General features: G+C 59.1%; 5 protein-coding genes and 1 pseudogene. 5 read left to right on the top strand and 1 reads right to left on the bottom strand.

What is annotated here, in order from left to right:
* Positions 1-18 precede the first annotated feature (18 nt).
* Positions 19-877, top strand: a pseudogene (locus RGM3321_RS20125) (GNAT family N-acetyltransferase).
* Positions 878-1,061: 184 nt separating this feature from the next.
* Positions 1,062-2,522, top strand: a complete 1,461-nt coding sequence (locus tag RGM3321_RS20130) for an aldehyde dehydrogenase family protein (protein WP_244394564.1) — start codon at positions 1,062-1,064, stop codon at positions 2,520-2,522.
* A 406-nt stretch (positions 2,523-2,928) separates the two neighbouring features.
* Here the strand turns inward: RGM3321_RS20130 and rlmM are convergent, their stop codons facing one another.
* Complete coding sequence (gene rlmM / locus RGM3321_RS20135) at positions 2,929-4,002, bottom strand: 23S rRNA (cytidine(2498)-2'-O)-methyltransferase RlmM (protein ID WP_244394565.1); 1,074 nt, start codon at positions 4,000-4,002, stop codon at positions 2,929-2,931.
* Between the two features lie 192 nt (positions 4,003-4,194).
* Here rlmM and acnA point away from each other — a divergent pair, with 192 nt between their 5' ends.
* From acnA to RGM3321_RS20150, 3 genes are all read left to right on the top strand, one after another.
* On the top strand, positions 4,195-6,939 hold the full coding sequence (gene acnA, locus RGM3321_RS20140) for an aconitate hydratase AcnA (protein ID WP_244394566.1): 2,745 nt from the start codon (positions 4,195-4,197) through the stop codon (positions 6,937-6,939).
* A gap of 131 nt (positions 6,940-7,070) precedes the next feature.
* A complete protein-coding gene (locus tag RGM3321_RS20145) occupies positions 7,071-7,862 on the top strand; it encodes a CPBP family intramembrane glutamic endopeptidase (protein WP_244394567.1) in 792 nt (263 codons plus the stop codon).
* A 96-nt stretch (positions 7,863-7,958) separates the two neighbouring features.
* The gene (locus RGM3321_RS20150) at positions 7,959-9,524 is read left to right on the top strand and encodes a PAS domain-containing methyl-accepting chemotaxis protein (protein WP_244394568.1); all 1,566 of its coding nucleotides are present in this window, start codon (positions 7,959-7,961) and stop codon (positions 9,522-9,524) included.
* Positions 9,525-10,603 lie beyond the last annotated feature (1,079 nt).

The following is a 10,603-nucleotide window of genomic DNA, read 5'->3' on the forward strand; positions in this document are numbered from 1 at the left end:
CCTTGCAACGGAGGCCCCATGCCCGCGACCCAAGACACTCCCTATCGATATCGCCCGGCGACTGCGGCGGACATTCCCGCTGCACGCCCTGTCGGTACACCTCAAATGGCCGCACCGCGACGAGGACTGGGCGATGGTGCAACGCACCTCCGAGGGTTTTGTCGCCGAACGTGACGGCCAACTGGTGGGCTTGGCATTCACCTGCCACCAGGGTGACTGGTCATCCATCGGTTTGGTGATTGTCAGCGATGAACATCAGGGCAAAGGCATCGGCCGCCGCCTGATGCATCTGTGCCTTGACGCAACCGCACCGCGCACTCCGATCCTCAATGCCACGGAACTGGGCGCGCCGCTGTACCGGAGCCTTGGCTTTGTCGATTTTGCGCGGATCCAGCAGCATCAGGGCATTGCTGACCTGTCAGGGCTGGCGACACCGAGCGATGGCCTGCCGATTCGCACGCCAGGTCCGGCCGACCATGCCGAACTGATCAGGCTGGCCAACGCAGGCAGCAGTCTGGATCGCACCGTCGTGCTGAATGACCTGTTGTCGCGCGATGCAGAACAGGCGGTCGGCATCGACCATGAAGGGCGCCTGACAGGCATCGCCCTGCTGCGCCGCTTCGGCCGCGGCCATATTATCGGCCCGCTGGTGGCCCGCGACGCAGAGCAGGCCCGGCAATTGATTGCCCACCTGCTGCAACAGATACCTGGCATGTTCGTGCGCTTCGACATTCTGGCTGATTGCGGCCTGGCACCATGGCTCGAAAGCCTGGGCCTGCCATGTGTCGACAGAGCACCGCGCATGGTGCTCGGGACACCGCCGCCATCGAGCAAGGACGTGCAGCAGTTTGCGCTGGTGACCCAGGCCATAGGCTGAAATCAGCGCGAATAAAGCCCCGGAACAGGTCCGCAATGTTAGCGGGTTGCATACAGCAGATTATTCTTTGCAGCCCGGCAGATCGGCACTTTTTATTCAGACCGCTTTGTTAGCTTATAGGCATCGTACGGCCTGATATCAAACGGCCTGACCTCGCCCATTATCGCTCCAGGGAGCCCGCTGGATGACCTCACAGCCCTTGAACAGCCATCGCGTTGATCCAGACACCGCGCAGAAATTCTATATCGATGGCCGCTGGTCGGCACCGCTCAACCCGGCCAGTATTGCAGTGATCAACCCGGCGACCGAAGAAGTGGTGGCGCACGTTGCCAGTGGCTCGGCCGCCGACGTCGACCGCGCGGTTGCAGCGGCGCGGGCAGCCTTTGCGGGCTGGTCCGGCACCCCGGCGCACGCCCGGGCCGAGATAATCGGGCGCATCCACGAGCTTATCCTCAAGCACAAGGAACAACTGGCGCAGGCCATCTCGCTGGAGATGGGCGCAGCCATAGGTTCTGCGCGGGCCATGCAGGTGCCGCTTGCCGCAGAGCACGTTCGTGTTGCACGCGACCTGCTGGAAACCTATCGCTTCCAGAGCGTCGAAGGCGGCACCGCGATTGAACGCGAACCTATCGGTGTGTGCGGGCTGATCACGCCATGGAACTGGCCGCTGTATCAAATTACTGCAAAAGTCGCCCCGGCGATTGCCGCTGGCTGCACAGTGGTGCTCAAGCCCAGCGAACTGTCGCCGCTAAGCGCCTTGCTGTTCGCGCAACTGGTTCACGATGCAGGTCTGCCGCCTGGGGTATTCAACCTGGTCAATGGCAGCGGGCCTGAAGTGGGCGGCGCGATGGCTGCGCACCCTGACATCGACATGATCTCGATCACCGGTTCCAACCGTGCAGGCGCATTGGTTGCAAAGGCTGCAGCACCGACCGTGAAACGGGTGACTCAGGAACTGGGCGGTAAATCACCGAACATTCTGCTGCCCGACGCTGATTTCGCCAAAGCCGTGCCGCCCGGCGTAATGGCCGCGTTCCGCAATGTTGGCCAGTCGTGCAGTGCGCCGACCCGCATGATCGTGCCCAGAAGCCGGCTGGCAGAAGTCGAAGCGCTGGCTGCCGAAACGGCCGCGGCAATCATTGTGGGAGATCCGCAGAGGGAGGAAACAGTGCTGGGCCCGATCGCCAACGAGGCACAGTTTCACCGCGTACAGGCGATGATCGATGCCGGGCTGAGTGAAGGCGCGAAGCTGGTCTGCGGCGGGCCTGGTCGTGTGCAAGGCCATGAGCAAGGCTTCTACACGCGGCCAACGGTATTTTCCGAAGTGGACTCGTCCATGCGTATCGCCCGGGAAGAAATATTTGGTCCGGTGCTGTGCCTGATTGCCTACGACACGATTGATGAGGCCGTGGCGATTGCCAACGACACCGTTTACGGTCTGGGCGCGCATGTGCAGGGGCAGGACCTTGATCAGGCGCGCTCGGTGGCTTCGCGCATTCGTGCTGGACAAGTGCATCTGAACTACCCCGCCTGGAACCCGATGGCCCCGTTCGGCGGCTACAAGCGCTCGGGCAATGGTCGCGAGTATGGCGTGCATGGCCTTGAAGAGTATCTGGAGACCAAGGCTATTGTGGGGTTTGGTTGAGTGGCGCTGGTGCTGAATGTCCGGAAAATGAGGCTCAGACTACGATGAGGATCGTTCCAACGCTCCGCGTGGGAATGCAGTTCGTGACGCTCCGCGTCACACAGCGGTTCTGCGATTTCAGGAGGATTGAGGTTCGACTCAGGTCACCTTTTCGCCCCTCGGCGAGTGACTTTGACGGGGCAAAGTAACCAAACCCCCTCGCTCCTGTTTCCGGCCCGACTGCGTCGGGTTCCTTCGCCCTGTCACTGATCCGGGGGTCGCCGCAACGGGCCATCCATGGCCCGGTGCGGCTAGCCTGGCGTCCTGCCAGGCTACCCCCGAGTCAGCTCCAGGACTCAGCCGTCACTAACGTCGCACTCTGCGTCGTCAGTGCCATCGCGATAAAAAGCGCTTTTAGAGTTAGAAATCACTTTCTCGCCGCTTTGGCCACATCAAGCCTGCGCAAGTGGCAGGTGACTTCTTCGCGGTCGTGGTAGAGCTGTTTGCAGCCGATCGACACTCTTACACCACGCGCCTGAAAGCCTTCTTCGATACGGTCGAGCAAGCGGCGTACTTCGGCGTAGCGCTGTTTCATCGGCAGTTTGAGGTTGACCACTGCTTCGCGGCACAGGCCTTCGCCCAGCCAGGTTTCCAGCAGCGCGGCATTGCGCGCAGGCTTCTCGACGATGTCGCAGACCATCCAGTCCACCGGGTGCCGGGGTTTGTAGGTAAAACCGTCAGCCATCAAGTGCTGGACCAGCCCGGTGTCCATCAGGCTTTCCGCCATCGGCCCGTTATCGATGGCAGTCACCAGCATGCCGCGGCGCACCAGTTGATACGTCCAGCCACCCGGTGCGGCGCCAAGGTCCACGCCGGTCATGTCGCCGGAAAGACGTTCGTCCCACTGGTCTCTGGGGATGAAATGGTGCCATGCCTCTTCCAGCTTCAAGGTAGAACGGCTGGGTGCCTCGCGGGGAAATTTGAGGCGCGGGATGCCCATGGGCCACATGGCAGAGTTGTCTGCATCGGCCAGACCGAGAAACACTTCACGACCACTCTTGAAGGTCAATAACAGACGCGGTTTGCGCGGATCGTCAACCAGCTTGCCTGCCTGCATCAGGGCCTTGCGCAGCGGCGCCTCGAACTTCTTGCAGAAATTCGACAACTCCTTGCCGTCGTTGGTATCCACGACCTCAAGCCACAGACTGCCGCAGATCGGGAACGCCGCCAGTTGCGCGAGAATCACGCTGATGCGATCGGTTTCCGGCAACTCGAGAAACAGCCCTCGCGCCCATTGACGGGGAAAGATCAGCGCGTCGAAGCGCTGGCCATTCATCAACCGTTCGGCACCATCCGCCTCGGTGCAGATGAATTCGGCACAGGCTGTATCGGGGCGTGCCTTGGCATACCCGGCAACGTCCAGGCGCGCAGCGTGATCGGATATTTCCGAACAGACTTCGCCTTCAAAACCGGGTCTGCAATGCATAAACACTGTATTCATGGGTTACTCCTGGGCAATGGGCACTCGGGCGTAACCCCGCAGACTTGAAAGCCGCGCATGATAGCCCAATCCAGGAACCACTGGTGCTGCAGAACAGTCCACAGAAGTTGAAGCCTGATGCGGCGCTCCCGACCTGATGCACATGGAGCCCGTAAACCGATGTTCGGAGAACAATCCAGAAAGGAGATATTCATGCCTTCCCTCGATAGTCTGAAGAGCCTGAAAACGCTCGAAATCGACAACAAGACTTACCACTATTTCAGTCTGCCGGAAGCTGCCCGCTCCCTCGGCGACCTCGACAAACTGCCCATGTCGCTCAAGGTGCTGCTGGAAAATCTGCTGCGCTGGGAAGACAACAAGACCGTCACTGGCAACGACCTCAAGGCTATTGCCGACTGGCTGACCGAGCGCCGTTCGGACCGGGAAATTCAATACCGCCCTGCCCGCGTGCTGATGCAGGACTTTACCGGTGTGCCGGCAGTGGTCGATCTGGCCGCCATGCGCGCTGCCGTGGCCAAGGCTGGCGGTGACCCGCAACGCATCAACCCGCTGTCCCCGGTGGACCTGGTCATCGACCATTCGGTGATGGTCGACAAGTTCGGCAACGCCGAGGCGTTCGGCGAGAACGTCGACATCGAGATGCAGCGCAACGGTGAGCGCTACGCGTTCCTGCGCTGGGGCCAGAGTGCTTTCGATAATTTCAGCGTAGTGCCGCCCGGCACCGGCATTTGCCATCAGGTGAACCTCGAATATCTGGGCCGCACCGTGTGGACCAAGGAAGAAGACGGTCGCACCTACGCGTTCCCCGACACCCTGGTCGGCACCGACTCGCACACCACGATGATCAATGGCCTTGGCGTGCTGGGCTGGGGCGTGGGCGGGATCGAAGCCGAAGCGGCGATGCTTGGCCAGCCGGTGTCGATGCTGATCCCGGAAGTCATCGGCTTCAGGCTGACCGGCAAATTGAAGGAAGGCATCACCGCCACCGATCTGGTGCTGACCGTGACCCAGATGCTGCGCAAGAAAGGTGTGGTCGGCAAGTTCGTCGAGTTCTACGGCGACGGCCTGGCTGATCTGCCACTGGCGGACCGGGCGACCATTGCCAACATGGCACCGGAGTACGGCGCGACCTGTGGTTTCTTCCCGGTCGATGACGTGACGCTGGACTACCTGCGCCTGTCCGGTCGTCCTGACGAAACCGTCAAACTGGTCGAGGCATATTGCAAGGCTCAAGGCCTGTGGCGTCTGGCAGGTCAGGAACCGGTGTTCAGCGACAGTCTGGAACTGGACATGAGCACAGTAGAAGCCAGCCTTGCAGGCCCCAAACGCCCTCAAGACCGTGTCGCGCTGCCGAATGTATCCAAGGCATTCAGCGACTTTCTCGGTTTGCAGGTCAAACCCGCCAAGGTCGACGAAGGCCGTCTGGAAAGCGAAGGCGGCGGCGGTGTCGCGGTGGGCAACGAGGCTCAGGTCAGCGGCGAAACCCAGTATGAGTACAACGGCCAGACCTATAACCTGAAGGACGGTGCCGTGGTCATCGCGGCGATCACCTCCTGCACCAACACCTCCAACCCCAGCGTCATGATGGCCGCCGGGCTGGTGGCGAAAAAAGCTGTCGAGAAAGGCCTGAAGCGCAAGCCCTGGGTGAAAAGCTCGCTGGCACCCGGTTCGAAAGTAGTCACCGATTATTACAACGCGGCAGGTCTGACCCAATACCTCGACGCCCTGGGCTTCGACCTGGTGGGTTACGGCTGCACCACCTGTATCGGTAACTCCGGCCCGCTGCTGGAGCCTATCGAAAAAGCCATTCAGCAATCCGACCTGACAGTGGCCTCGGTGCTCTCGGGCAACCGCAATTTCGAGGGCCGCGTCCATCCGCTGGTCAAGACCAACTGGCTGGCATCGCCGCCTCTGGTAGTTGCCTACGCACTGGCAGGCTCGGTGCGCATAGACATCAGCAGCGAGCCACTGGGCGAAGGGTCGGACGGCAAACCGGTTTACCTGCGCGATATCTGGCCAAGCCAGCAGGAAATCGCCGACGCGGTCGCCAGCGTCAACACCGGCATGTTTCACAAGGAATACGCCGAAGTGTTTGCCGGTGACGAACAATGGCAAGCCATCGAAGTACCGCAGGCCGCCACTTATGTCTGGCAGGACGACTCCACGTACATTCAGCACCCGCCGTTCTTCGAAGACATCGGTGGTCCATTGCCGGTTATCGAAGACGTGGAAAACGCGCGCATCCTCGCCTTGCTGGGTGACTCGGTGACCACTGACCACATCTCCCCTGCCGGGAATATCAAGGTCGACAGCCCCGCCGGACGCTACCTTCAGGAGAAAGGCGTCAAGTATCAGGACTTCAACTCCTACGGCTCACGCCGCGGTAACCACGAAGTGATGATGCGCGGTACTTTCGCCAATATCCGCATTCGCAACGAAATGCTCGGCGGTGAGGAAGGCGGTAACACGGTGCATGTGCCCTCCGGCGAGAAGCTGGCGATCTACGACGCAGCCATGCGCTACCAGGCAGAAAATACGCCGCTGGTGATCATTGCGGGGCTGGAATACGGCACTGGCTCCAGCCGCGACTGGGCAGCCAAGGGTACTAATCTGTTAGGCGTCAAGGCGGTCATCGCCGAAAGCTTCGAACGGATTCACCGCTCGAATCTGGTCGGCATGGGCGTACTGCCTTTGCAGTTCAAGAACGGCCAGACCCGCAAGACACTGGGCCTGACCGGCAAGGAAACGCTGAAAATCACCGGGCTGACCAACGCAGACGTGCAACCAGGCATGAGCCTGACCCTGCATATCAACCGCGAAGACGGCAGCAAGGAAACCGTCGACGTGCTGTGCCGCATCGACACGCTTAACGAGGTGGAATACTTCAAGGCGGGGGGCATTCTGCATTACGTGTTGCGGCAGCTGATCGCTTCCTGACACGCAGTGCCTGACACGCAGCCTGAATCCCGCTCAGGGGTCAGGCTCGTGCATGAAAATTTGTATAAGCTCAAACCGGCATCGCTGGACGTCGGATAGAATCCTGCGCTTCTTGAAGCAGGATGTATCTCATGAATACGAGGCACTGGCTGGTTTTCTTTCTTCTGAGTGTTGGCTACGCGCTGGCACTGTCCTATGGCAGCCTTGCCCCTTCTGCGGCCGCAAGTTTCGGCCTGTTGCTCGTCGCCTGGTTATGCGCGACATTGCCCTCCCATCAATACCTCCGCCTTTTTGGTCATGCGCTGTTTATTGTGACGGGCCTCGCATTGGCCTTTCATCTGGCGCCCGGCTTCAATAATGCGCAAGCCATCGAAGCCACCCGGTTCACGGCCGATGCCCAGGTCTTTTCCATGTACCTGAATCTGGACAAACCTCTGATCGGCTTCTGGCTGATACTGGCCTGCCCGTGGATCATGCCCAGGGTCGACATGACCCATTCGCTGCAAACCGGTATTCTGGCGCTGATCGTGACGTCAGCGTTCTGCATGGCCGCAGCCGTCGTTCTCAACGTTGTCGGCTGGTCACCCAAATGGCCTGATCAAGGCCTGATATGGCTGCTCAATAACCTGCTGCTGGTGACCCTGACCGAAGAACTGTTTTTCCGCGCATATCTGCAAGGCGGTCTGCAGCGCCTGTTCAAGGGCTCGAGGTTTGCGACAGCACTGTCGATCACCTTCGCTGCAAGCATGTTCGGGCTCGCTCACGCGGGCGCAGGTTGGGAGTGGATGGTGCTGGCGGGCGTGGCAGGTGTGGGTTACGGCATCGCGTTTCGTTTTGGTGGCCTGCAAGCCGCAGTCATCAGTCACTTCGGTCTGAATCTGGTGCACTTCGGGCTTTTCACTTATCCCATGCTTGCCCGGTAATGCTGACTGCTCGGTCATTTGTGACGCACCGCTCAATTTATCGACACGCCGGCCGATAACACGCCATAGTCTTTTGGATCGAAGGATCGAAACCCCATGCGCAACAACCAGCCCATCACTCAACATGAGCGGACTTTTCCTGCCGAGCAGCGACTGATCTCCACCACCGACACCCGCGGTACGATCACCTATTGCAACGATGCCTTCGTCGACATCAGTGGTTACAGCGAGGCGGAACTGCTGGGAGCGGCGCACAACACCGTGCGTCACCCGGACGTGCCGCCCGCGGTTTTCGAGCACATGTGGACCACGCTCAAGACCGGGCAGCCGTGGATGGGCATCGTCAAGAACCGCTGCAAGAACGGCGATCATTACTGGGTTAACGCCTACGTGACGCCGATGCTGGAAAACCGCAAGGTAGTCGGTTTCGAGTCGGTACGCATCAAACCGACTGCCGAACAGATCCGCCGTGCCGAGGCGCTTTATGCTCGAATCAACAAGGGCAAGAGCGCGATACCGGGCCGCGACAAGTGGCTGCCGGTACTTCAGGACTGGCTGCCGTTCATTCTGGTCAGTCAACTGAGCTTCCTGATCGGCGTATGGCTCAACTCGCATTGGGGCTTTGCCCTGGCTGCGGTGCTTTCAGTGCCACTGGGCCTGCTGGGGCTGTCCTGGCAGCAGCGCGGCACCAAACGTTTGTTGCGCCTGGCCGAGCAGACGACCTCTGACCCGCTCATCGCACAGATGTATACCGACAGTCGTGGCCCGCAAGCGCGCCTGGAAATGTCGATCCTCAGCCAGGAAGCACGTCTGAAGACTTGTCTGACACGCTTGCAGGACACCGCCGAACACTTGACCAGTCAGGCTCGTCAGTCCAACTCGCTGGCCAATGCCAGTTCGACCGGGCTGGAGCGTCAGCGTGTGGAAACCGAGCAGGTCGCCGCCGCCATCAATCAAATGGCCGCCACCACTCAGGAAGTCGCCAGCCACGTAAACCGCGCCGCCGATGCCACTCAGCAGGCCAATGAACTGACGCGTCGCGGCCGCGATATCGCCGGTGAAACCCGCGAAGCCATTCAGCGCCTGTCCACCTCGGTGGGCGAAACCGGCCTGACCGTTACCCGACTGGCCAAGGACAGCGATGAAATCGGCGGCGTGGTCGATGTGATCAAAGGCATCGCCGACCAGACCAACCTGCTGGCCCTCAACGCCGCGATCGAAGCGGCTCGCGCTGGCGAGATGGGCCGCGGCTTTGCGGTCGTGGCGGATGAAGTACGCCAGCTGGCGCAACGCACCGCCGAGTCCACCGGGCAGATCCATGGCCTGATCGCCAAACTGCAGCAAACCGCCAACGACGCTGTAAACACCATGGACACCGGCCGCCGTCAGGCCGAAGAAGGCGTGGCCCGGGTGCTGGAAGCGGACCAGGCACTGGTGGGCATCAGTGAGGCCGTCGCCAATATCACCGACATGACCACGCAGATCGCCACCGCCACGGAAGAGCAAAGCGCCGTGGCCGAGGAAATCAATCGCAACATCGCCACCATCGCCAGCCTGGCAGACCAGACATCGGACGAAGCCCATCGCTCGGCAGTGTTGAGTGGTGAACTGACCGATACGGCAAACTCGCAGTATTCGCTGGTGGAGCGGTTTAATCGCTGAGACTTGAGACTGTTTCAAAGCCTCGACAAACTTCGGTTGGCCGGGGCTTTTTTATGGGGTGCCCGTGTTGTGCGCGGCTAGTTTTAACTATCAATCTGACAGAACCTGAGAAGCGATCTGAAGACTGCGTCGGATATTTCTTTAACACCTTTGACGACAGCAATGTAGCACTCTTGACCATTGACAGCGAATGCATACTCCGATTAGTTAAAATTCAGGTGATGCGGTAGTTATTTATTACCCCTACAACTATCGCTTATTACCTGGGTAAAACTTTAGCTCAGCGCCATGTGGCGCCTGGCTTTTTAATTAGAGAGAAAAAATGAAAGATTCCAGCCAGCACTATCAATTTTCCGCACCACGTGTTCCAGCAGCCAGCCCTGTAGATAGCTTTTAGTCAGGCGTTCCTGCCGACCCAGGACAGCGACCATGTCACGATCAACTATCAGGGTCATCGACCGTGCGGGCAACGTTTCACTGCTCTCGCATTCCGTAACCCTGTCAATGCAGTTTTAAGCACAGCAGCCTACATTTCTGCCCATAACCTTGACGGCCTCGCACGCTAACGCGTGCGAGACCCTAATGATAAAGTTGAGTGAATATTCCTACACAAGAGTGGGAATTCAGCCAAAACATACTTTTTTACCTTTTGTAAGACTTATCTGTAGTTAATGTCCTACAGGTATTTCACGCACAAAAAGCCCTGAAAGAACATTCACATCAAGCGACACCCTTTATTTACAGCATCCCCGACACTAACGAGCGATAACTCACTATGCACATGATACCAAATGTAACTGCACAACCTCACACAACCCTGGCTTGGCTTTGACATACACAGACGCTTGACCTGAACACTTATGTGCCTTGTAATATTTCCGTTGCCGACAACTGCCGGCACGCACATAACAACTCAACTTAATGTCAATAAAAGAGTTTACGATGGATAAAGTGAGCTGGTCTAATGACCCCGGACACCTTAATGGGTGAAACTATATCCATTGAGGAGTCACCATGACCAAGAAATACAGAAAATTCGATGCAGCCTTCAAGCTTGATGTCTGCAAGCTCATCGTTGA

Source organism: Pseudomonas sp. RGM 3321, assembly GCF_022836805.1.
Classification (GTDB): Bacteria; Pseudomonadota; Gammaproteobacteria; order Pseudomonadales; family Pseudomonadaceae; genus Aquipseudomonas.

Coding starts and splice junctions, on each gene's coding strand:
- RGM3321_RS20130 (WP_244394564.1), top strand. CDS start 1,062: ATGACCTCACAGCCCTTGAACAGCCATCGCGTTGATCCAGACACCGCG.
- rlmM (WP_244394565.1), bottom strand. CDS start 4,002: ATGAATACAGTGTTTATGCATTGCAGACCCGGTTTTGAAGGCGAAGTC.
- acnA (WP_244394566.1), top strand. CDS start 4,195: ATGCCTTCCCTCGATAGTCTGAAGAGCCTGAAAACGCTCGAAATCGAC.
- RGM3321_RS20145 (WP_244394567.1), top strand. CDS start 7,071: ATGAATACGAGGCACTGGCTGGTTTTCTTTCTTCTGAGTGTTGGCTAC.
- RGM3321_RS20150 (WP_244394568.1), top strand. CDS start 7,959: ATGCGCAACAACCAGCCCATCACTCAACATGAGCGGACTTTTCCTGCC.